Annotated in this window: 19 protein-coding genes; 5 read left to right on the forward strand and 14 right to left on the reverse strand. The window is 51.3% G+C overall.

Annotated elements, in window-relative coordinates:
* Positions 1-4: 4 nt before the first annotated feature.
* The gene (locus tag BSPA111_RS05810; protein ID WP_183270195.1) at positions 5-4,969 is read right to left on the reverse strand and encodes an alpha-2-macroglobulin; all 4,965 of its coding nucleotides are present in this window, start codon (positions 4,967-4,969) and stop codon (positions 5-7) included.
* 323 nt (positions 4,970-5,292) lie between these two features.
* On the opposite strand from BSPA111_RS05810, the gene BSPA111_RS05815 reads away from it, so the two are divergent.
* The 4 genes from BSPA111_RS05815 (at position 5,293) to BSPA111_RS05830 (ending at position 9,954) form a co-directional block, all read left to right on the forward strand.
* Complete coding sequence (locus BSPA111_RS05815; RefSeq protein WP_183270196.1) at positions 5,293-6,837, forward strand: PTS transporter subunit EIIC; 1,545 nt, start codon at positions 5,293-5,295, stop codon at positions 6,835-6,837.
* An 11-nt stretch (positions 6,838-6,848) separates the two neighbouring features.
* Entirely contained in the window at positions 6,849-8,213 is a 1,365-nt protein-coding gene (locus BSPA111_RS05820) for a 6-phospho-alpha-glucosidase (protein ID WP_183270304.1), read from the forward strand.
* A gap of 116 nt (positions 8,214-8,329) precedes the next feature.
* Entirely contained in the window at positions 8,330-9,181 is an 852-nt protein-coding gene (gene sseA / locus BSPA111_RS05825) for a 3-mercaptopyruvate sulfurtransferase (protein ID WP_183270197.1), read from the forward strand.
* Positions 9,181-9,954, forward strand: coding sequence for a MurR/RpiR family transcriptional regulator (locus BSPA111_RS05830; RefSeq protein WP_183270198.1), 774 nt, complete (start codon positions 9,181-9,183; stop codon positions 9,952-9,954). Before sseA ends, BSPA111_RS05830 begins: the two co-directional genes overlap by 1 nt.
* 59 nt (positions 9,955-10,013) lie before the next feature.
* On the opposite strand, the gene sseB is transcribed toward BSPA111_RS05830, so the two are convergent.
* The 11 genes from sseB to trmJ form a co-directional block, all read right to left on the reverse strand.
* Entirely contained in the window at positions 10,014-10,790 is a 777-nt protein-coding gene (gene sseB, locus BSPA111_RS05835; protein WP_183270199.1) for an enhanced serine sensitivity protein SseB, read from the reverse strand.
* A 137-nt stretch (positions 10,791-10,927) separates the two neighbouring features.
* Positions 10,928-12,214, reverse strand: a complete 1,287-nt coding sequence (gene pepB, locus BSPA111_RS05840; protein ID WP_183270200.1) for an aminopeptidase PepB — start codon at positions 12,212-12,214, stop codon at positions 10,928-10,930.
* A gap of 79 nt (positions 12,215-12,293) precedes the next feature.
* Positions 12,294-12,494, reverse strand: a complete 201-nt coding sequence (iscX, locus tag BSPA111_RS05845) for a Fe-S cluster assembly protein IscX (protein ID WP_183270201.1) — start codon at positions 12,492-12,494, stop codon at positions 12,294-12,296.
* 12 nt (positions 12,495-12,506) lie between these two features.
* Complete coding sequence (gene fdx / locus BSPA111_RS05850) at positions 12,507-12,842, reverse strand: ISC system 2Fe-2S type ferredoxin (RefSeq protein WP_034459208.1); 336 nt, start codon at positions 12,840-12,842, stop codon at positions 12,507-12,509.
* 1 nt (position 12,843) lies between these two features.
* Entirely contained in the window at positions 12,844-14,694 is a 1,851-nt protein-coding gene (gene hscA, locus BSPA111_RS05855) for a Fe-S protein assembly chaperone HscA (RefSeq protein ID WP_183270202.1), read from the reverse strand.
* Positions 14,695-14,707: 13 nt separating this feature from the next.
* A complete protein-coding gene (hscB, locus tag BSPA111_RS05860; RefSeq protein ID WP_183270203.1) occupies positions 14,708-15,223 on the reverse strand; it encodes a co-chaperone HscB in 516 nt (171 codons plus the stop codon).
* A gap of 70 nt (positions 15,224-15,293) precedes the next feature.
* Positions 15,294-15,617 (reverse strand): iron-sulfur cluster assembly protein IscA, encoded by a 324-nt coding sequence (gene iscA / locus BSPA111_RS05865; protein WP_183270204.1) that lies wholly within the window; start codon positions 15,615-15,617, stop codon positions 15,294-15,296.
* A 45-nt stretch (positions 15,618-15,662) separates the two neighbouring features.
* Positions 15,663-16,049 (reverse strand): Fe-S cluster assembly scaffold IscU, encoded by a 387-nt coding sequence (gene iscU, locus BSPA111_RS05870; protein WP_015703172.1) that lies wholly within the window; start codon positions 16,047-16,049, stop codon positions 15,663-15,665.
* Positions 16,050-16,076: 27 nt separating this feature from the next.
* Complete coding sequence (iscS, locus tag BSPA111_RS05875) at positions 16,077-17,291, reverse strand: cysteine desulfurase (protein WP_183270205.1); 1,215 nt, start codon at positions 17,289-17,291, stop codon at positions 16,077-16,079.
* Positions 17,292-17,397: 106 nt separating this feature from the next.
* Entirely contained in the window at positions 17,398-17,886 is a 489-nt protein-coding gene (gene iscR / locus BSPA111_RS05880) for a Fe-S cluster assembly transcriptional regulator IscR (protein WP_183270206.1), read from the reverse strand.
* A 130-nt stretch (positions 17,887-18,016) separates the two neighbouring features.
* Positions 18,017-18,757 carry a tRNA (cytosine(32)/uridine(32)-2'-O)-methyltransferase TrmJ gene (gene trmJ / locus BSPA111_RS05885; protein WP_183270207.1) on the reverse strand — a complete coding sequence of 247 codons (741 nt, stop codon included), beginning with the start codon at positions 18,755-18,757 and terminating at the stop codon, positions 18,017-18,019.
* A gap of 118 nt (positions 18,758-18,875) precedes the next feature.
* On the opposite strand from trmJ, the gene suhB reads away from it, so the two are divergent.
* Positions 18,876-19,679, forward strand: a complete 804-nt coding sequence (gene suhB / locus BSPA111_RS05890) for an inositol-1-monophosphatase (RefSeq protein ID WP_183270208.1) — start codon at positions 18,876-18,878, stop codon at positions 19,677-19,679.
* 152 nt (positions 19,680-19,831) lie between these two features.
* Here the strand turns inward: suhB and BSPA111_RS05895 are convergent, their stop codons facing one another.
* Together BSPA111_RS05895 and BSPA111_RS05900 are read right to left on the reverse strand one after the other, a co-directional pair.
* Complete coding sequence (locus tag BSPA111_RS05895; protein ID WP_183270209.1) at positions 19,832-20,815, reverse strand: nickel/cobalt transporter; 984 nt, start codon at positions 20,813-20,815, stop codon at positions 19,832-19,834.
* A complete protein-coding gene (locus BSPA111_RS05900; protein WP_183270210.1) occupies positions 20,806-21,453 on the reverse strand; it encodes a DUF1007 family protein in 648 nt (215 codons plus the stop codon). The genes BSPA111_RS05895 and BSPA111_RS05900 overlap by 10 nt, the downstream gene beginning before the upstream one ends.
* Positions 21,454-21,517 lie beyond the last annotated feature (64 nt).

The following is a 21,517-nucleotide window of genomic DNA, read 5'->3' on the forward strand; positions in this document are numbered from 1 at the left end:
CCTGTTACGGATGAATAGTCAGCATGCCGGTGCTGGCTCCTGTTGCCCGCCACTGCGGAACATACATCGATTCCACTTGAGAAACCGGCACCTGATACGTCCCTGGAGTCACCGCTCGCGCCAGGTAAACCAGTGTCGCATGCTGGCTTTCATTGAGTGGCAATGCCGCAACAAAGCGATCATCACGGAATTCCATGTGCTGAATATCCGCCTGTTGCATCTGACTCAGTAACCCCTGAACCTGATTATCGCTTTCGCTCAGGCTGGCGCTGCTCTCTGACAGGTTCTGATTTTCCAGTTCAAGCCCGGCAGGCAGTAGATCGACCACCAGCGCATCAGGCACATTTTTATCCGCCCAAACATCTAACCAGACCATCACTAGCTCACCGCTTTTCAGCTCTGACAGCGATTTGCTGTTACCTTTTGCATCCAGGAAATGGCGCTCAATGTGCAACACATTGCTATATGGTGCTGGAGACTGTTGCGGATAACCCGCGCTGTCCAGGCGGAGATAAAGATTGCCCGGGCCAGTGTTAGTCACTTGCAGGCTATTGAGCTGTTCGGCTGTCAAATTACGTGTCATTGATTGCCCACTCGCCAGTGGTTCGTCAGTAAAGGAGACCTGCGCTTGCCAATCTCCTTTCACCGTTTGCCAGTTACGGCCAGCCAGGAAGAGTGCGTTACTTTCCTGTGTCGAAAGCCAGCGTTGGCTAAAGGCGAGGTTAGAGAGATCAGACAGCAAGTTACTTTGCTGGTCTGGTAGCAATTTGTTCTCCTCCAGAAGACTGAGAACCATTGCTTTATCACGCAATTCGCTACCGTAATCAGCCATCCAGATTCGCTCGTCGCTACGGCGGGTTTGCAAACCTAACTTGATAGCTTCTTCGCCACGCGGTGCATCTCCCATTAACTTCAACGCCACGCCAAGTTGCACCAGCGGCAAGCCGGCACGGGCAGTGCTATGACGCTGCCAAAGATCACGCAACGCCCCAAGAGGTGCTTTTTGCTGACGCGCTAAAACCTGGCCTGCATAGGCTTGAATCGCAAATTTACTGGCAGCGGCATCATCGCTATAACGCAGTGCAATTAGCCCTGAATCCTGAAGGTAGCGCAGCAGACGCTGATTGGCTTTATTGAGCGAATCAACATTAACGCTGTAACCTTGCTCGCTAGCACGGACCAGGAAATCAGTCACATAAGCCGTTAGCCAGTACTCTTCCGGCCCTTCTTTGTCCCATAAACCAAAGCTGCCGTTATCGCGCTGCATATCGAGCAGACGAGAGATTCCCAGATCGATTGCTGCACGACGCTGCTCATCAGTGGTTCCTTTTATCCCCAGAGCGGCAAGCTGTGCCTGATTGGTATAAAGCGAAGGGAACAGGCCACTGGTCGTTTGTTCAAGGCAACCATACGGATACGCTTTAAGCTCACGGATATAACGCGCCAGGTTTAGCGGCGGGCGACCACTGAGTAATACCTGTCCTTCAAGTGTTGCAGGAGCTAAACCGGAAATATGACGTGGCGGAATATCCCACACTTCACCGGGAGCAAGTACAGCACCACTGTTGATACTTTGAGCCGGGAACGGAGGACGCACAGATAAGGTCCACTGTTTTTGCAGGGCTGCAAATGTTTCGCCAGGTAAGTTGACGCCATTGATTTGCGCGTTGAGTTGCCCATCGCCAAAACCATCCAACGCGCGGACTGAGATAAACAATGTTTTACGCGCGCCCGGCATCAATTTCACGGTTTGTGATGCCGCTGAGTCCAGCGAAAGCAAGCCGCTGGTGTTCAGGTTTACATTCAGCTGTTGCGGTTGGTCGGTGAGGTTAGTGAGATCCATCGCTAAACGACTGCTATCACCGCTCGCCATAAAGCGCGGCGCAGCCAGTTCCGTCACAAGTGGCGCAGCAACCACCACTTTATTCTCGCTATTACCAAAACGGTCATCGGTCCAGGCTTGCGCCATGACACGCAACTCGCCGTTGAAATCGCCTACAGGGAGCGCAACCGTGCCTTCACCTTTTTCGTCCAGCTGTACTCGCTGAGCTTGTTGGGCAATGATCGTGACATGATTAACCGGTTTTTTACCGCCCCGGCTTAATGCATCCCCTTCATCACCATCACCACCAAAGCGTAATGCTGCTAAACGCCCTTCCCCTTCAATCACCTGACCGTAGATATCGTATAAATCCGCGCCGTAACGTTTACGGCCAAAGAAGGCCTCCCACGGGTCTGGCGTTTTGTAGTCAGTAATATTCAGTACCCCGCTATCCACGGCGGAAACCAGAACATTAATTTGCTTCGGCATTTCCCCGTTAATAGGCTGGGTTTTTACTTTCACTGTCAGGTTCTGATTCGGGCGCATTTTAGCGGGGGCTTCTAACGTAAGCCCAAGTCGGCGGCTTTCATCAGCCAGTGGAAGATGCAAAATACCGACTGCGCGTTTTGGTGTTGCCGAACGACTCTTATCACCAGGCCGTATCACCAACGTGCTCAAATACAGGTCGTGCCGTTGCCAACTTTTATCCACTGGAATTGCGATATCCAGGCCTTTTTCTGGCACATTAATTTCTTTCCACCACAGTGGACCATCGCTGGATTCCACCATCGCGTAGCCTTTTCCCGCCGCAGGGGCAGAAATATGCAGATTAATCGTATCGCCAGGCTTATAAGTTGGTTTATCTATTTTCAGCGTCACGCGGTCTGGTCGTACAGCGCCTTCACCGTCACTGTTGTCTTGCCAACTGTAACCCGCCCAGAAACGCATGCTGCTGAGATTGTTTGTCTCCGGATCACGTACTTCAAGACGGTAGGACCCCCATTCAACAGGGAAAGCCACTTTGCCGGTTTCACCCGCTGCAAGCGTGAGTTTTTGCTCTGCTTCGATGAGATCTTTCTGGTCATATTGAGACTGCCAGCCTTCACCCTCTTCCCAGCTCCAGAAGTAATCCCGGCGCTCGCGGATGAGCCGCACATCAAGCCCAGAAACCGCCAATTTTTCCCCTTTTGCATTGGCATAAACAATGTCAAAACCGGCATTAGTATCTTCATCAGCGATAGGTTGAGTACGGGTGCTGTCAGTTCGGTAATCGTAGATCTCTTTGCTGGCAAATTGCGGGCGAATGCCGGGCAGCGCGTCGTCTGGCCAGATAGCTTGTTCAGCACGACGCGTCACTGGACGGCCACCCGATTCCAGCAAACTGGCTTGTAGCACCAATCGTAATGGCGAATGGACATCAGCCCATTGGCTATCGGTACTGACTGTTGTTTTACCTTGCTCATCAAGCTGGAGCTGGACTTCATCGAGATTACGAGAGAGGTTTTCTTCGTTTATATCGCCAAACTGGAACCCTGGTAGAGCAGACACCGCTTCACGAAGCGGGCGTAAGAACAGCTGTCCTTGCAGATTGTTACCGGACGCTGGTGCACCGTACAGATAACGACCTGTAATCTGGAAGCTCACAGATTCATCAGGGCTGACGGGATCCTTATTACCCTTGATATTCAGTGCCATACGCTCTGGCATGAAGTCTTCAACTTTAAATGACCAAATACGTGGCTGGTTATCGCCGGTATTCACGCGCACCTGCCAGTTGCCGGTTTGCACATTCGGATTCAATGGGTAGCTGAATTGATAAAAACCCTTTTCTGGTTGCCAGACTTGCGTTCTGGCGACCTGGCCGTCCGGCTTCACCACTTCCAGTTTTACCGGTTGAGCAGGCAGTGCTTTCCCATCGCTATCGCGCAGTAAAGCATTAAGCAGAACGGTTTCACCCGGACGATAAAGATCCCTTGGGCCAAACATAAAGAATTGCTTAGTGAACCCAGCATCTCCGGCAATATCGAATTCAGCCAGATCCAGTGCCGGGCGGCTCAAATCCAGAAGCGTTGTTTGTTCGGCAGTACGCGCGAGTAATAACGTCCCTTTGCCTGGTTTTTCAAGCGTAGCGTGGCCATCACCATCGCTCTTCGCTTGTGCCAGGGTTTGTCCTTTTTCATCAAGCAGGGAGATTTCCACACTGGACTGTGCCGCACCATTTTCCAGGCTTTGGGTGAAGACATCTAACCGGTCATGGTAGCGGTGTACGGACACCCCGATGTCGCTTAACGTAAACAATGTTGCGGCATTGCTATAACTGTAATGACCGGCCTGATTCATAATCGCGATATAGACGCCAGGTTGTTGCAGCGGTTTGATTTCACCTAGCGGTAGCAGCAGTTTTTCACGGGTATTGCGCGCAGGATTGAGGTCAAACCTGCCGCTGTAAACCAAATCTGCAAGCTTGAGTAAATTGTCTGATTCCCAGTTAGAGACTGAGTTTCGGTATTGCCACTGACTGATGAATGAGCTTAACGATTCGCTTTTAATCCGGTAAAAATTGACGTCAATTTTATCGACGTTGAGTGCCATCACCGGCAAACCTGCAATCACTTTGGTTGGCAGCAAAGAACCCCGGCTGGCAAACCCAACGCTTGGCTGAATATCACGTGTCGAAATTTGTTTCTCGAAGGGGCTGTCAAAAGTCGTTTTATTGAGAGCAAGCAAACCGCTATCAACTGTCAGTATCAGTTCACGTTTAGGCTCAAGATGGCGCAAACGTAATTCTTTTAGGTCAGCTGAAAGTTCCCACGCGCCGTCCACTTTACCGCTGGTCTTATCCACCAAATGAGCCACGCGGGAGAAGTCTTGATTGGGATCGAGTGGAATGGAGAAGGTGACAACCAGCGTGGCTGCGCCATCAAGCTGAACCTCGGAGGCATCCAGCAATTTCAACGATTTGCCAGCCGAATCCTTCGCTAACTTTTCGAGTTGTGAGGCGTCCGGCTTTACCGCTGGAGCCGCACTTTGCTGGGACGCGCTATCGTTTTTCGCCACCGGCTGAGGTTTGTCGTTATTGTCGCACCCTGAAAGGGCCAAAGCCGCCACTAGCGTCACCGCCAGCGCACCCAGACGCATTGCTCTCATGTTTTATCCCTGGCCGATACGGCCCATTAGCCCACAACGTTGTACATGTATTATGCGGGTACATTAAAAAAACGAAAGTATGAAAACTCTGCATTGCGCGTTTTCTCGCAAAGGAAACATTGAATTGTGCAACTGTTACAACTGAATTTCTGTTGCAAAGTGGAAGCGCGATCACATCCTGAAAGGTTACATGTTACCTTCTAAGTCATTTGTTTTTAAAACAATAAGATAGATGGAAAGCCAGTCATGATTCTTGCTACATTTTGTGCTGAGTCGCTGCCTCGACGCGGTGTTTAGCTAAAGTGATAATAAGAGACTGCTAAATGAAAAGTGCCGTTAACGCCCTACAAAATTTCGGAAAATCGCTCTATGGCCCAGTGCTTATTTTGCCGATCGTCGGTTTATTTATCGCGTTCGGTAATGTATTGGGCAATGGCAATCTGGCTGAATATTTACCGTTCCTCAGCCACCCTTCTCTTCAGCACACCGGTGTTCTCATCTCCAAATCAGCGGTATCGGTGCTGGCCAACCTGGCACTGGTATTTGGCGTAGGCATTCCCATTGGTCTTGCGGCAAAAGACAAAGGGTATGCCGCATTGATTGGCCTGGTCACTTTTATCGTATTTATTAATGCGATGAACGTAACGCTACAACTTCAGGGAGAACTGGCTCCTGCCGACCAGATGCGCACCGCAGGGCAAAGTATGGTGTTGGGCGTACAGGTGCTTGAGATGGGCGTATTTGCCGGGATCCTCACCGGCGCGCTGTCGGGATATCTGTACAACCGTTACTCCAGCGTACAATTTTCAGGTGCGATGGCCATTTACTCTGGGCACTGCTTCGTCGCCATTATCATGCTGCCGGTTTCGATGTTACTCGGCGTTGTGATGAGTGAACTCTGGCCATTTGCTCAACATGGAATCAGCGCGCTGGCATTAGCGATTAAAGGGGCGGGAGCATTTGGCGTAGCTATCTATGGCTTCCTCGAGCGCATTCTGGTGCCAACCGGTCTCCATCACCTGGTCTATACGCCTTTCCTGTACACCGAATTAGGTGGTACGGCCGATGTTTGCGGCAATATTTACCAGGGCGCACGCAATATTTATTTCGCTGAAATGGCCTGTCCGAGCGTTCATCAACTCAGCAGCACTGTGGTGTGGGATGCTCGCGGCATCAGCAAAATGTTCGGTCTTCCTGCTGCAGCATTCGCCATGTATATGACCGCTAAACCTGAGCGCAAAGCGGCGGCGAAAGCGATTCTCATCCCAGCTGCGCTGACGTCTTTGCTGGTTGGTGTGACGGAGCCGCTTGAGTTTTCATTCCTGTTTGTCGCCCCTATGTTGTTTGGCGTGCATGCCGTTCTGACCGGCATCGGCATGATGCTGTTCTACCTGTTAGGTGTTCACGCTATCGGGGCTAACGGGATTATCGATTTCATTCTTTATAACCTGCCGCTTGGCACCGAGAAGTCCAACTGGCCGATGTACATCGTCGTCGGGCTAACGATGTCGGTTATCTACTTCCTGGTGTTCCGCTTCCTTATTCGCCGCTTCGATATGAAAACGCCGGGGCGTGAGGACGACGAGCAAGAAACAAAACTGTTTACCAAACAAGAGTATCAAGCCAAAGGCAGCAACGATGGATTGGGTGAAGCCATTATTGAGGGTCTTGGTGGACGAGCCAATATCGAAGTGGTCGACAACTGTTACACCCGCCTGCGAGTGACGGTACGCGATGTTTCAGTTATCGATGAGCCCCGCCTGAAATCGACTGGCGCGAAAGGGGTGATTAAACAAGGTAATAACGTTCAGGTGGTCTACGGGCTGCATGTCAAAAAAATGCGAGAAGCAGTAGAGACGTATCTCTAAAGGAGCCAATGATGTTTAAACCCCCATTTATTTTGTCCATTGCCGGTGGTGGTAGCACTTACACACCGGGCATTGTTAAGAGCCTGATGGTGCGCCTGGCCGATTTCCCATTAGCTGAAATTCGCCTCTACGATATTGATGGAGAGCGCCAGTCGATCATTGCTCCAGTGGTTGAGAAAGTCATTCGTGACCATAGCCAAAATATTAAATTCACCGTCACTACTGACCCTGAAGTCGCCTTCAGCGGCGCCCATTTTGTTTTCGCTCAGATGCGCGTTGGTCAATATAAAATGCGTGAGCAGGATGAAAAGATCCCATTACGTCATGGCGTTGTTGGGCAAGAAACCTGTGGCCCCGGTGGCCTGGCGTATGGTCTGCGTACCATTTTACCGATGGTTGAATTATGCGATTTTGTTGAGCGTTATGCGCATCAAAAAGCGTGGATTGTGAACTATTCAAACCCGGCAGCTATTGTTGCTGAAGGCGTGCGCCGTCTGCGCCCGAAGGCTCGCGTGCTGAACATTTGTGATATGCCCGTCGCCGCCATGCGTAACATGGGCGCTATCCTCGGCGTCGATCGCCATAAACTGGAAGTTGATTACTTCGGTCTGAACCATTTTGGTTGGTTTACCCGTGTGCTGGTTGATGGGGAAGACCGCCTGCCGGAATTGCGCCGTCATATCGCTAAGTTTGGTCTTCTGACCGAAGACGCCGCGCAAACTGACCCGCAACATTCCGATCCGTCGTGGGTGAAAACCTGGCGTAATATCAAACCAATTATGGATAATTTCCCGGAATACCTGCCAAACCCTTATTTGCAGTATTACCTGATGCCAAACGAAATCGTAGAGCATCAAAACCCTGACTACACTCGCGCTAATGAAGTCATGGATGGGCGTGAGAAGAAACTGTTTGCCGCCGCCGAGGAATATAAAAACACGGGGATTTTGCCGGATGCATTCCACGTCGGTGTACACGGTGCGTTTATCGTTGATGTCGCCTGTTCCCTGGCCTTTGATTTGCGCCAACGCCATCTGGTGATTGTGGAAAACAAAGGCGCGATTGCAAATCTGCCGTATGACGCAATGGTAGAAGTCCCTGCGTACATCACATCCGAAGGGCCGGAGCCGGTGCGCATGGGTGCAGTCCCTCTCTTCCACCAGACGTTGTTGATGCAGCAGTTAGCCTCAGAGCAATTGCTGGTTGAAGCGACGATTGAAGGCAGCTACGAAAAGGCACTACAGGCGTTTACGCTTAACCGCACCGTGCCAACCATGCAGCATGCGAAAGCGATTCTTGACGATATGATTGAAGCTAACCGTGATTACTGGCCGCAGCTTCAACAGGCGTGGAAAGATGGCGAAGCGGTGAAATAGGCTTCTTTTTTCAAGAAATTCGAGACACCTCGCGCACCTGGATATAGTTGCTTGTCGGTTTAGCTAAAAACACCGACAATCCGGTAATAAGCAATAAATCGGAGGCAACGGCAACTATGTCCACTACTTTCTTCGTTGCGGGCGACTGGCTCGCAGAACATGTTAATGATGCGAGTATCCAGATTATTGATGCTCGCATGGCTCCTCCTGACCAGGAACATCGTGATGTACCTGGTGAATACCGCGCAGGCCATCTGCCCGGCGCTGTATTTTTTGATATTGAAGCTCTTTCCGATCACACCAGCCCCCTGCCGCATATGATGCCGCGCGCAGAAGCCTTCGCCGTCGCAATGCGCGAGTTAGGTATCAGCCAGGACAAACATCTGATTGTTTACGATGAAGGAAATCTGTTCTCTGCCCCGCGTGCATGGTGGATGTTGCGTACTTTTGGCGCAGAGAAAGTCTCGATTCTGGCCGGGGGTTTAGCCGACTGGCAGCGCGAAGAATTACCTCTCGAAAAAGGTGATGTTGAATTAGCGGAAGGTGAGTTCGATGTGAATTTCGATCCCCTCGTCATTAAACGTCTGACCGATGTCCTGCTGGTCAGCCATGAAGGCACCGCGCAAATCGTGGATGCTCGCCCTGCCCCACGCTTTAATGCACAAGTTGACGAACCACGTCCTGGTTTAAGACGCGGGCATATTCCGGGCGCACTAAACGTGCCGTGGAACTCACTGGTAGAAAATGGCCAGTTGAAAACCACCGATGAGTTGAATGAAATTTTTACCCGCCAGGGTGTGAGTTTTGATAAACCCGTTATCGCCAGTTGTGGTTCGGGCGTCACTGCGGCGGTGGTCGTACTCGCATTGGCTACGCTTGGCGTCAACGGTGTTTCGTTGTATGACGGTTCCTGGAGTGAATGGGGTGCACGCCCTGATTTACCTGTCGAACCAGCACAATCTCAGTAATGGATAACCGCCTGGTCGGCCTGCTTGAGCGCGGGGAGTCTTTAACCCGCGCTGAGTATCGCGTTCTCTCGCACTTAACTAACCACCCTTTGCTGGTCGGCAACATCACGGTTCGCGAACTTGCACAAGAGACGTTTGTCTCCAGCGCGACCATTATGCGGCTGTGTCATAAGCTTGGTTTTAGTGGTTTCAGTGAACTTATCTGGCACTGCAAACAACTGCTTTCCAACGCGCCGCATATTTCTCAGCAACCCATGCAGCCCGCGACCACACTCCCGGTTTTGTTCGATGAGTTTGTTGCTAATTACCAGCAAACCTTCCGTTGGGTGACTCCCGGGTTGATGGAACAATTCGCGACATTGCTGCGCGAAAAAGAGAGCTTCTTTTTATACGGCGCGGGTTTTTCCTATCTGTTTGCTGAATATCTCACCAAGAAACTTCAGGTGCTGGGCAAAACTGCGTTTATCTCCGGGCCGGGCGATAGTCGGGGGATTTTCCTGAGCAATGCGTCCAAGTACCAGGTATTTATCGCCATTTCTCGGAGTGGCGAAACTGAACAGGTATTGGATAAAGCGCGGATTGCACAGAATGTTGGAATGACGATTGTGGCATTTACTCGCGCATCGTCGAACAGTTTGTCCGAACTTGCGGATGTGCATTTTCAACTTTACGACGAGGCAATCCACTATGCAGCAGAAGCCGCAGGGATCACCTCGTTTGAGTCTAATCTGGTGATGCTGATAGATTTATTGCTGTTGCAGGCTACGAGCTAATAACGCGGCTGTTTCTTAGAGATTCAGCCCCTACAGCTCGTGCTTGCTACAACCGCAAATCAGATGATTCGATTGGTTTTGAAATCGCGCAAGAAGCTACCCCAGCGGCGTTCATAGAAGGGCGTAATATGCGCCATCATGAAATGGCTGATGCCCTTCTCACCTTCTACCACCTGGCAAATATCGACCGGCTCATCACCTGGTAAAGTGTCCGTTGCCACACTTCCCGCCTGGCGAATGATCGCTTCAATATCACCTTCCGCTTCAATACCAATCAGCAGATTTGGCTGTTCATCTGCACGTTCTTTGATCGAGCAAATAAAAGCACGTTTCACCGTTTTCAGGTTTTTAAACAGCGTAGTTAACGAATCGACCATTTGCGCTGGCGGCTCAGCCACTTCAGAAAGCAGCAACGATGTCCCACCATCCAGCACTTCTTGCTGGGTTAATGGATCACTTTCGTCGCTGATTAAATGAGTGATTTCACGCGGGGTAAACTCTTTACCCGACGGCAATTTAGCATTCAAAAACAGTGTTGCACCCTGCGTCATTTCAAACAGCGTGCGTACCGGCATCACGACAAACGCCTGCTCGTGGCTGATGGCCTGTTGCAGTGCTTCAACAGAGGTGAAGAATGGAATGACAGAAGTGCCATCATCTTTTTCCCAGTGCTGCAATTCGACTGCACTATCGGCATCAATGGCTTCGCCTTCTGCGGCTGTGCCTGGCACCCAAACCGTAGACTCCAACAGTACGCGGAAAAATGCAGGGCGATGCGCAGGTTCAGTCGCTGCCTGCTCAAGCAGGGTTTCGAGTTCGTTTTTTGATTCTGACATGGTCGTTCCAGATTATTCATATTTGATCCCCTCTCCCATTGGGAGAGGGTTAGGGTGAGGGGATAAGCATAGATGGCAACCATCAAGCCTGGTCACCCTCATCCCGACCTTCTCCCCCAGGAGAAGGGGAAAAACAGTTATTTACCCACCAGCAGGTTAGCAATAGCACGAACACCAATGCCTGTTGCGCCAGCAGACCACTGTTCAACAGCACCTTTGCGGTAGGTTGCGGAACAGTCAATGTGCAGCCAGCCCTGGTGATAATTTTCCACGAAGTGGGACAAGAAGCCCGCTGCCGTACTCGCACCCGCCGGGAAGGAGGCGTTAGACGTGTTGTTCAACTCAGCAAAGTTAGAAGGCAACTGGTTGCGATGGAATTCGGCTAACGGCAGACGCCAGAATGGCTCGTTCTCAGCAGCCGCACTCGCCATCAGGCGGTTTACCAGCTCATCATCAAAACTAAACAGAGCGTGGTAATCGTTACCCAATGCTGTTTTCGCCGCACCGGTTAACGTCGCGCAGTCGATGATCAGTTCAGGTTTTTGCGCACACGCATCAATCAGGCCATCAGCCAGAACCAAACGACCTTCCGCATCGGTATTCATGATTTCAACGGTTTTGCCGTTGCGATACTTAATGATGTCGCCCAGTTTGAAGGCATTACCGCTAATCAGGTTGTCCGCACAACACAGGTACAATTTGACGCGTTTGTTCAGGCCACGAGTAATCGCGAAGGCCAGAGCACCAGTGATGGTCGCCGCGCCGCCCATGTCAGATTTCATCGAGTCCATGAACGCGCTTTGTTTGATGCTGTAGCCGCCGGAATCGAAAGTGATCCCTTTACCCACCAGGCACGCATAAACCGGTGCTTCTGGGTTACCGGTTGGGTTGTAGTCCAGTGCCAGCAATACTGGCGGACGTTCGGAACCACGGCCAACGGTATGGATACCCATGTAGTTCTGCTCACGCAGATCTTCGCCTTTAGTGATGCGCCATGAAACGTTGTTGCATGCAACATCGCACAGCAGGTCAACAGCTCGTGAAGCGAGTTGTTCTGGGCCAAGTTCTTCTGCTGGGGTATTGATGGTATGACGAACCCAGTCGATGATTTTCAGACGGTTGTTAAGCTCTTTTTGCTCTTCTTCACTTAGCACAGCCCAGTCAACTTTACGCGTGCCTTTTGGTGCACGATAGCCCTGCCAGAATGCCCAGCTCTTTTCTACATCCCACCCTTCACCCGCCAGTTCTACATGTTTCAGGCCCTGGCCGTCGATTTTACGCGCCGCACGTTGGATTAACCCCAGGTCATCTTTGCCTGTCAGGTGCAGGGTAATCCCTTCTTCGTTGATACTGTAAGCGGCATTCTCACCCCAACGCGCGTCAGCAGGCGTAGTAGAAAGGGTGATTTTCATGGCTTCTGTCATTTTATTTTCCTTATACTTTTCAGCTCATGCTTCATATAGAAAAGGCTGCCATAGGCAGCCCTTGTTCTAATACCCTAAATCATTCTGCTTCATCTAACCAGACTAACAGAATAGCTTCCAGAATTTTTTCATTGGATGCGTTTGGATCGTCATCAAAATCTTCCAGATCGCAGACCCATTGATGAAGATCGGTAAAGCGCACCGTCTTCGGGTCAAGATCCGGGCGACTATCGTACAGCGCCTCGCCAATTTCGCGGCTATCGGTCCATTTCAGTCCCATTTGCGGCTCCTGTTAGTGCTCACGCGCATGGTTGATGGTGTAGCGCGGCATCTCAACGACCAGGTCTTCGTCAGTGACGCGTGCCTGGCAGCTTAAACGGCTTTCTGGCTCAAGACCCCAGGCTTTGTCCAGCATGTCGTCTTCGTCTTCCGTACTTTCAGCAAGGGAGTCGAAACCTTCACGCACGACACAGTGGCAGGTAGTGCAAGCACAGGACTTTTCACAGGCGTGTTCAATCTCGATACCGTTGCGCAGTGCAACATCAAGAATGGTTTCACCGACATTTGCTTCCAAAACTGCGCCATCTGGACACAAATCCTGATGAGGCAAAAATACAATCTTTGGCATGTTAAACCTCGTCCACGGAGTGGCCTTTCAGCGCCTTACGGATTGATTCATCCATACGACGAGCGGCGAAATCCTGGGTTTGTTTGTCTACGTTTTTAATGGCTTGTTCAATCGCATCGATGTCGTCACCCGCAGCGGCAGCATGGAGTGCCACCATCGCAGCGTCGATATCAGCACGTTCAGCGGCACTTAACAGCGCGCCATCTGAGGTCAACGCACCTTGCAAGCTTTCCAGCACGCGGGCCGCGTCAACTTTTTGCTCTGCGAGCATACGTGCTTTCACGTCATGCTCGGCAAAGCTCATGGAATCCTGAATCATCGAGGCAATTTCACCGTCACTCAGGCCATAAGAAGGCTTCACCTGAATAGACGCTTCCACTCCCGTGGATTTCTCCATCGCGGTCACGCTCAGCAAGCCGTCAGCATCAACCTGGAAGGTCACGCGGATATGCGCGCCGCCAGCTGGCATCGCCGGAATGCCACGCAGCGTAAAGCGTGCGAGAGAACGGCAGTCCTGCACCAGCTCACGTTCGCCCTGCATGACATGAATCGCCATTGCAGTTTGACCATCTTTGAAAGTGGTGAAATCCTGCGCACGTGCCACTGGAATGGTGGTGTTACGCGGAATCACTTTTTCCACCAGACCGCCCATGGTTTCAAGACCGAGCGACAACGGGATAACATCCAGCAGCAGCATTTCGCTGTCTGGCTTGTTGCCCACCAGAATATCGGCCTGAATCGCCGCGCCAATAGCGACAACTTTATCCGGGTCTATAGATGTCAGTGGGGTGCGGCCAAAGAACTCGCCCACACGTTCACGCACTAATGGCACGCGCGTTGAACCACCGACCATCACCACTTCCAGCACCTCGTTAGCCTCGACACCGGCGTCTTTCAACGCACGGCGACAGGCCAGCAAAGTACGCTTAACCAGGGCTGCAATCAGTTCGTTGAACTGATCGCGAGTAACGGTGCCTGTCCAGCCCGCCACTTCAACAGTGGTGCTTTGTGCATCGCTTAACGCAATTTTCGCAGCGATTGCGGCATCCAGTAACTGGCGTTGGACGCGATCGTCGCTACGGTCAGCAACGCCCGCTTGTTCACGCAGCCAGTCGGCCAGCAGGTGGTCGAAGTCGTCGCCGCCCAGCGCAGAATCACCGCCGGTCGCCAGCACTTCAAACACGCCACGGCTTAAACGCAGGATAGAGATATCAAAAGTGCCGCCGCCCAAATCGTAAACGGCGATCACACCTTCTTTACCGGAATCCAGACCGTAAGCGATAGCCGCTGCGGTCGGCTCATTCAGCAAACGCAGGACATGCAGCCCAGCCAGACGCGCCGCGTCTTTGGTGCCCTGACGCTGTGCATCATCGAAATAAGCAGGAACGGTAATGACCACACCATCAAGTTGGCCTTCGAGCGCTTCGGTCGCGCGTGCACAAAGAGCCTTGAGGATGTCGGATGAAATACGAATAGGGTTCAGCAGCCCGGCCGGGGTGTTGATCATCGGCAGGCCATTTTCACTCGGCTGGAGTGAATAAGGCAGATGCGGATAGCGTGCCTGAATGTCAGCAAGCGAACGGCCCATCAGACGTTTTATCGAACTGATCGTGTTTGCTGGATCTGTTGCGGCTTGCGCACGCGCATCCCAGCCCACGTTCAAACCTTGTTGCTGATAGTGCACCACAGAAGGTAACAGGTGACGCCCTTCATGGTCAGGCAGCGTTTCGGCTTGCCCACTACGAACTGTTGCAACCAGTGAATTGGTGGTGCCTAAATCGATGCCCACCGCCAGCTTGCGCTGATGGGGGGCCGCACTCAGACCCGGCTCACTAATTTGTAATAACGCCATATTGAGCTTCCAGTTAAAAATCGAGCAGCTTTTCTTCGAGTTGTTCTATTTGGCTGCGCAGTTTATCGAGAAAACGCAGTTTACGCACAGTATCCGCCGCCTGCGTCCAATCCTGATTATCCAGCTGTTGCACCATTAACGCCATGCGGGTTTTCACCATCGCATTTACGTTGGCACTAAAGGATTCCAGGCGGTCGCTATCTTTGGCGTGCTCGATGTTATCAAGCTCTTCGCGCAATTCGAGTTGTTCCATCAAAAACGCGGTGTCGCGCACGGTATGCTGTTCATTCGCCAGATCAAAACCGTTGAGGGAGAGAATATACTCGGCACGCAGCAACGGATGACGCAGCGTTTGCCAGGCCTGGTTGATGGTCGCAGATTGTTGGACCGCCAGCAGTTGTTCCGCCTGAGGGCGGCTGGCGTATTTATCCGGATGGAACTGGCGTTGCAGCTCCTGGTAACGGGTCGCCAGCAGCTCAGTGTTGACAGTGAAGCCTACCGGTAACCCAAAGAGGGTAAAGTAATCCATAACAGACTCAGGGTTAACGTGGTAAAGCGCCATTCCCCGCAAGCCTTAGCTCGCGGGGAATGAGCTGAAATCAGACGTGGAAGCTTTCGCCGCAGCCGCACTCATCTTTCACGTTCGGGTTAGTAAATTTAAACCCTTCGTTCAGACCTTCTTTGACGAAGTCGAGCTCAGTGCCGTCCAAAAATTGCAGGCTTTTACCATCGACGACCACTTTCACGCCTTTGTCTTCGAACACGGTGTCTTCATCCATCGGTTCATCAACAAATTCCAGAACATAAGCCATGCCAGAGCAGCCAGAGGTGCGAACGCCTAAGCGCAAACCAAAACCTTTACCACGGTTGGCAAGAAAGGCATTCACGCGTGCAGCAGCACTGTCGCTAAGGGTAATCGACATACAACGACCTCAACTCAAAGTATTCTAAAAAAGACTCACGCTTACTTATTTAGCTTCACGCTTACTTTTGTAATCCGCAATTGCCGCTTTGATAGCGTCTTCTGCAAGGATTGAGCAGTGAATCTTCACCGGTGGCAGTTCAAGTTCTTCTGCAATGTCGGTGTTTTTGATGGCTTGCGCTTCATCCAAAGATTTACCTTTAACCCATTCGGTTACCAGCGAGCTGGAAGCAATGGCAGAGCCACAGCCGTAGGTTTTGAAGCGAGCGTCTTCAATAATACCTTCATTGTTGACTTTAATCTGCAACTTCATCACGTCACCACAAGCAGGCGCACCCACCATACCGGAACCGACGCTGTCATCGCTGTTATCAAAAGAGCCAACGTTGCGTGGATTTTCGTAGTGATCTATTACTTTTTCGCTATAAGCCATTTTTAATTCTCCTGAATTCGATACCGATTAATGATGAGCCCATTCGATGGAATTAAGATCCACGCCCTGCTTGAACATTTCCCACAGTGGAGAAAGGTCGCGCAAACGGCCAATGGACTTACGTACCAATTCGATGGTGTAGTCGATCTCTTCTTCAGTAGTAAAACGACCTAAAGAGAAACGGATGGAGCTGTGTGCCAGTTCATCAGTCATACCCAGCGCACGCAGCACGTAGGATGGCTCAAGACTTGCTGAAGTACAGGCAGAACCAGAAGAAACCGCGAGGTCTTTGAGCGCCATGATCAGGGACTCACCTTCAACGTAGTTAAAGCTTACGTTCAGGATCGTTGGAACCCCATTTTCCAGGTCGCCGTTCAGATACACTTCTTCCATATCTTTCACGCCGTTCCACAGACGGTTACGCAGCGCGCGCAGACGGGACATTTCTGTTTCCATCTCTTCTTTCGCGATACGGTAAGCTTCGCCCATGCCGACAATCTGGTGAACAGGCAGAGTACCAGAACGCATGCCGCGTTCATGACCGCCACCGTGTACCTGTGCTTCGATACGAATACGTGGTTTACGGCGAACATACAGCGCGCCGATCCCTTTCGGGCCATAGATTTTGTGACCAGAGAAGGACATCAGGTCAACTTTCAGCGTGCTCAGGTCGATAGGCAGTTTGCCTACACTTTGAGTCGCATCAACGTGATAGATAATGCCACGCGCACGGCACATTTCGCCGATTGCCGCGATATCTTGCACCACGCCGATTTCGTTATTCACGTGCATGATAGAAACCAGAATGGTGTCGTCACGCATCGCAGCTTTCAGCACATTCAGGTCAACGATACCGTTGCTCTGTGGTGCCAGGTAAGTCACTTCAAAACCTTCACGCTCAAGCTGACGACAAGTATCCAGCACCGCTTTGTGTTCGGTTTTTACCGTGATGATGTGCTTGCCTTTCTTCTGATAGAAGTTAGCGGCACCTTTAATTGCGAGGTTATCAGATTCAGTAGCGCCGGAGGTAAAGACGATTTCACGCGGGTCTGCACCAACCAGTTCAGCGATTTGGTTACGGGCGATATCAACAGCTTCTTCCGCCTGCCAACCGAAACGGTGAGAACGAGAAGCCGGGTTACCGAAGGTTCCGTCCATAGTCAAACACTGCATCATTTTCTGCGCAACGCGTGGATCAACCGGCGTAGTCGCAGAGTAATCGAGATAAATCGGTAATTTCATTGCTCTTTAAGCTCCGTACATCACTACTTCAATGCAAAAAACCAAACCTGTTTAACTGGGAGCGACGGGCTCCCGGGTCTGATTCTAAAATTCGTTTTTGTTGTGCTTATGCGCGCAGTTTAACGTCGATAGCGTCTTGAGAGCGCGTACTGCGATGGTTTTCATTATGCTGGCGACCGGAGACATCCAACACTTCCTGGTTATTCACCAGTTCACCCAAGGTGATGTTATTTAAAAAACCGGTCAAACGATCGCTCAGATCGCGCCATAGTGCGTGAGTCAGGCACTTATCGCCGCCCTGACAACCACCTTTACCCTGGCAACGCGTCGCATCAACAGATTCATCTACGGCGCTGATAACTTCGCCTACCGCGATGCTGTTTGCTTCTTTACCTAACAGATAACCACCGCCAGGACCGCGTACGCTGGCAACCAGGCCATTTTTACGCAGGCGGGAGAATAACTGCTCCAGGTAGGAGAGAGAGATTCCCTGACGTTCTGAAATATCAGCCAACGGCACTGGACCTGATTCGGAGTTCAACGCAACGTCAAGCATTGCGGTCACGGCATAACGTCCTTTCGATGTCAGTCTCATGTCTTACTTAACCTCAAATCGCCCCTCGAACCGGGGGTTTTTTATAAATGTGATTGTCACATAGCAGGTCGCAAGTCTGACATTCCTGAGTAAATTGGTCAACTATTTAACCCACCAATTTACTCAAGTATTATTTGCCTGATTTTTTCTCGTTATCAATAGAAGAAAGCATGCCGCGTAGAATGTTAAGCTCTTGAGTTTCCGGGCGTGCACGGTTGTACAAGCGGCGCAATTTGCTCATTATCTGGCCCGGATGGCTGGTACGAATAAAGCCAGTTTTCAGCAATACTTGTTCCAGGTGAACGTAAAAACGCTCGAGATCGTCAGCCGATGGATACTGAGTCTGGTCTTCCACAACGACGGTTTCTTTGCCTTCTTCTTGCGTGGCAAGCCAGGCAATTCGCACTTCATAGGCAAGGATTTGCACCGCCATCGCCAGGTTCAGCGAGCTGTATTCTGGGTTTGCCTGAATCGCAACGTGGTAGTGGCATTTCTGCAATTCGTCATTCGTTAAGCCTACACGCTCGCGGCCAAAAACAATGGCGACTGGCGCATGTTGCGCTTCGGAAATGCTCTTTAAACCACATTCGCGTGGGTCAAGCATCGGCCATGGCAGCGTACGAGAACGTGCGCTGGTGCCAACCACCAGGCTGCATCCCGCCAACGCTTCATCCAACGTGTCTACAATTTTAGCTTCACCAATAACATCACTGGCACCCGCAGCAAGGGCGATTGCCTGAGAGTCAGGTTTAACCAGCGGATTTACCAGCCAAAGATTGGTCAGCCCCATGGTTTTCATCGCACGAGCTACAGAGCCCATGTTGCCAGTATGAGAGGTTTCAACCAGCACTATACGTACGTTTTGCAGCATTCTTGACTCATAGCCTGAAAAGATTATCGCGATATCCTATCATAACCCTGGGACATATTCCGAACGCTCTGCTATACTCCGCCGCGTTTTCCGTTCTTTAACATCCAGAGAGAGACCGATGCATCCGATGCTCAACATCGCCGTGCGCGCTGCGCGCAAGGCGGGCAATTTAATTGCCAAGAACTACGAAACCCCAGACGCTGTAGAAGCGAGCCAAAAGGGCAGCAACGATTTTGTGACTAACGTAGATAAAGACGCTGAGCGTCTGATTATCGAAATTATCCGCAAATCCTACCCGCAACACACCATTATCGCTGAAGAATCAGGCGAACTGGCGGGTACCGAGCAGGATGTGCAATGGGTTATCGATCCTCTGGATGGCACTTCTAACTTCATCAAACGTTTGCCGCACTTCGCGGTATCAATCGCTGTTCGTGTTAAAGGCCGCACCGAAGTTGCTGTGGTTTATGACCCAATGCGTAACGAGTTGTTCAGTGCTGTTCGTGGCCAAGGCGCACAGCTGAACGGTTACCGTCTGCGCGGCAGCAATGCACGTGACCTCGACGGCACTATTCTGGCAACCGGCTTCCCATTCAAACTGAAGCAACACGCCACTCCTTATATCAACATCGTCGCTAAACTGTTCACCCAGTGTGCAGACTTCCGTCGTACCGGTTCAGCTGCGCTGGATCTGGCATACGTTGCGGCTGGCCGTGTTGATGGTTTCTTCGAGATTGGTCTGAAGCCTTGGGATTTTGCAGCAGGCGAACTGATTGCTCGCGAATCCGGTAGCCTGGTGTGTGATTTCACCGGCGGCCATAACCACCTTTTGACCGGCAACATCGTTGCAGGTAACCCGCGCGTCGTTAAAGCCATGCTGGCAACGATGCGTGATGAGCTGAGCGAAGCGCTGAAGCGTTAATCTCTGATCGTTGTACGCCCTCCCCCTAGCCCTCTCCGCCAGGAGAGGGGATGTTCTTTTCTCCCTTAGCTGGGGTGAAGAAATATTCGTTTCCCCCTCTCCCTCAGGGAGAGGGCCGGGGTGAGGGTTGTTTTAAAAGCAAAAAATTAACGCTAAAAAGGCCGAATCCCGCGAACGACCGGTTGAGCACTCAGCCACATCACCACCGCCGCTAATACCAAAATCCCCCCGCCCGCTAACGCCAATGTTGCCCAGGCGACCTGTCGCCATAACACCGGTGCTTTGTTACCGCTCATGCGCACAGCTAAAGTACGGAATCCGTGTACCAAAAATGCCAACCCGGAAATAGTCATGGACGTTCCTGCCGCCATCGTCAACGCAGACAACATTCCCCAGCTATAGACGCCAATCACTTTGCTAAACAACAGCACCATAATGGCGCCAGAACACGGGCGCATGCCCATAGACAAAACGATCATGGCCCGGGCGCGCCAGTCCTCCCCTGCATCAAGCTGTTTTTCTGTCGGCAAATGCTGATGTCCACAACCGCATTTTTCATCATGCACATGAAGTGGCGTGAACGAGGTAAAATGCTGAGGCTTTCTCAGAACGTGTAGTAATTTGCGTAAGGCGCGGCCACACAGCATCAGGCCCAAAATGCCCACCAGCAAATAACTGCCTTTTTCCAGCCAGAAACTGCTCATATGCAATTGCCGCGACGGCAACGCCAATATTCCCAACACGACCGTCACCAGCCCAATCGCCACCAGCCCTTGTAATAAGGACGCGGCAAAAGTCAGTTTAAGGCTGCTTTTCAAACGTGAAGTATGGGTTGCAAGCCAGGTGGTAATGACGACCTTGCCATGTCCCGGCCCCAACGCGTGAAGTACGCCATAGACAAAACTAAATGACAGCAGCGACCAACCCGCTCGCGCTGGGTTTTCGGCAACCTCACGCAATAGCGCGCTCATTTGCTGGTTAATGGATTTCTGCCACATCGCACTATTAAGGATGATTTGCGGCCAGTAGTGCCACAGGCTGTAGAGCCCAATCGCACAGATAATCAGGAAAAACGCCAGCGGCCACAGCTGTAACCATCGGCGTGAATGGGGTGTGGAGGAAGGAATTACTGACATTGCAGCGTCACCTGTTGAGCAAATTGTTTACCCAGTTCCATATCTTCAGGTGGTGCATCGGCTTTATCTAATGACAAGGCAAACGCCTGCATATCCTCAGTGGGTTGCGGTGTTTTAACTGAGATTTTGCATTGCGACGCTAATGTTTTCGGCACACTGGCATCAGCGGGATGGTCGTAACTCATATCGACAAAATAGGTCGGGTCGAAGGTCGCTAACTGATAGGTTTGCCCTTTTAACGGTTGAGGATGCGCCAGCGGCAAAATAAAGGTTAACACTGCCTGATGCCCTACCCGTGCGAGCCCATACTCGGGAGGCAAATTGTTAAACGTCACTTTCTGGCCGTTATGCCACAGTTCAGTGAAGTAATGTTGCCCTAAAACATTCGCCATAACTTCGGCAGCAAGCTTCTTCCAGACCGGTGAATCCGGCTTCGCGTCACCGGCGTCATACAGTAGATCCGCTGAAGTAATTTCATCCATCGTCCACTGCATTTTCAGACCGGTTAGCTGGTCGTTTTCGGCCATGACCGTGGTCACGAGCGTGATAAAGCTGTGCGGATGAGCCAAAGCCATCGGGCTAAAGAGTGCCGTACATAGGGCAAAAAACGCAATTTTGTTACACATTTTCCCGCTCATTATTCTCTCGAACTTAAAATTCTGTGAGCCAGTCAGAATTCCGTAATTAAAAAGCTCAAATGTG

The organism is Buttiauxella sp. A111 (assembly GCF_014189855.1).
GTDB lineage: Bacteria > Pseudomonadota > Gammaproteobacteria > Enterobacterales > Enterobacteriaceae > Buttiauxella > Buttiauxella selenatireducens.

Coding starts and splice junctions, on each gene's coding strand:
- iscX (WP_183270201.1), bottom strand. CDS start 12,494: ATGGGACTGAAATGGACCGATAGCCGCGAAATTGGCGAGGCGCTGTAC.
- hscA (WP_183270202.1), bottom strand. CDS start 14,694: ATGGCGTTATTACAAATTAGTGAGCCGGGTCTGAGTGCGGCCCCCCAT.
- BSPA111_RS05820 (WP_183270304.1), top strand. CDS start 6,849: ATGTTTAAACCCCCATTTATTTTGTCCATTGCCGGTGGTGGTAGCACT.
- iscR (WP_183270206.1), bottom strand. CDS start 17,886: ATGAGACTGACATCGAAAGGACGTTATGCCGTGACCGCAATGCTTGAC.
- hscB (WP_183270203.1), bottom strand. CDS start 15,223: ATGGATTACTTTACCCTCTTTGGGTTACCGGTAGGCTTCACTGTCAAC.
- iscA (WP_183270204.1), bottom strand. CDS start 15,617: ATGTCGATTACCCTTAGCGACAGTGCTGCTGCACGCGTGAATGCCTTT.
- trmJ (WP_183270207.1), bottom strand. CDS start 18,757: ATGCTGCAAAACGTACGTATAGTGCTGGTTGAAACCTCTCATACTGGC.
- sseB (WP_183270199.1), bottom strand. CDS start 10,790: ATGTCAGAATCAAAAAACGAACTCGAAACCCTGCTTGAGCAGGCAGCG.
- BSPA111_RS05895 (WP_183270209.1), bottom strand. CDS start 20,815: ATGTCAGTAATTCCTTCCTCCACACCCCATTCACGCCGATGGTTACAG.
- BSPA111_RS05815 (WP_183270196.1), top strand. CDS start 5,293: ATGAAAAGTGCCGTTAACGCCCTACAAAATTTCGGAAAATCGCTCTAT.
- BSPA111_RS05830 (WP_183270198.1), top strand. CDS start 9,181: ATGGATAACCGCCTGGTCGGCCTGCTTGAGCGCGGGGAGTCTTTAACC.
- pepB (WP_183270200.1), bottom strand. CDS start 12,214: ATGACAGAAGCCATGAAAATCACCCTTTCTACTACGCCTGCTGACGCG.
- iscS (WP_183270205.1), bottom strand. CDS start 17,291: ATGAAATTACCGATTTATCTCGATTACTCTGCGACTACGCCGGTTGAT.
- suhB (WP_183270208.1), top strand. CDS start 18,876: ATGCATCCGATGCTCAACATCGCCGTGCGCGCTGCGCGCAAGGCGGGC.
- iscU (WP_015703172.1), bottom strand. CDS start 16,049: ATGGCTTATAGCGAAAAAGTAATAGATCACTACGAAAATCCACGCAAC.
- fdx (WP_034459208.1), bottom strand. CDS start 12,842: ATGCCAAAGATTGTATTTTTGCCTCATCAGGATTTGTGTCCAGATGGC.
- sseA (WP_183270197.1), top strand. CDS start 8,330: ATGTCCACTACTTTCTTCGTTGCGGGCGACTGGCTCGCAGAACATGTT.
- BSPA111_RS05810 (WP_183270195.1), bottom strand. CDS start 4,969: ATGAGAGCAATGCGTCTGGGTGCGCTGGCGGTGACGCTAGTGGCGGCT.
- BSPA111_RS05900 (WP_183270210.1), bottom strand. CDS start 21,453: ATGAGCGGGAAAATGTGTAACAAAATTGCGTTTTTTGCCCTATGTACG.